The 251-nt window shown below is 66.1% G+C and carries 1 pseudogene; it reads left to right on the top strand.

Annotated elements, in window-relative coordinates:
- Nucleotides 1–251 (top strand): annotated as a pseudogene (locus SCA31_RS24655) (hypothetical protein); the annotation flags it as partial.

The raw sequence follows: 251 nt of genomic DNA, 5'->3' as shown, positions 1-251 counted from the left end.
CTGGCGTTGGCACGGTTGGAGGCCGACGATTTCACCTTGGACATACAACCCGTGAACATCGCCGTGGTCTTGGAGCAGGCGCAGAGCGCCTGGAACGGCGCGGCCGTCCAAGCCGGCGTCGAACTGACGCTCCAACTGCCGGAAACCCCCGATGGGCACCCCGTGCTGGCCCTCACGGACGGGCAAAGGCTCCGCCAAATCATCGACGGCCTGATAGGCAATGCCCTGCGGATCACACCGCCCGGGCAACC

It is taken from the genome of Chryseobacterium sp. SIMBA_028, from assembly GCF_046535285.1.
In the GTDB taxonomy this organism is placed as follows: Bacteria; Bacteroidota; Bacteroidia; order Flavobacteriales; family Weeksellaceae; genus Chryseobacterium.
The sequence above is the reverse complement of the archived record's forward strand: the minus strand, read 5'-3'. Positions and strand labels throughout refer to the sequence as shown.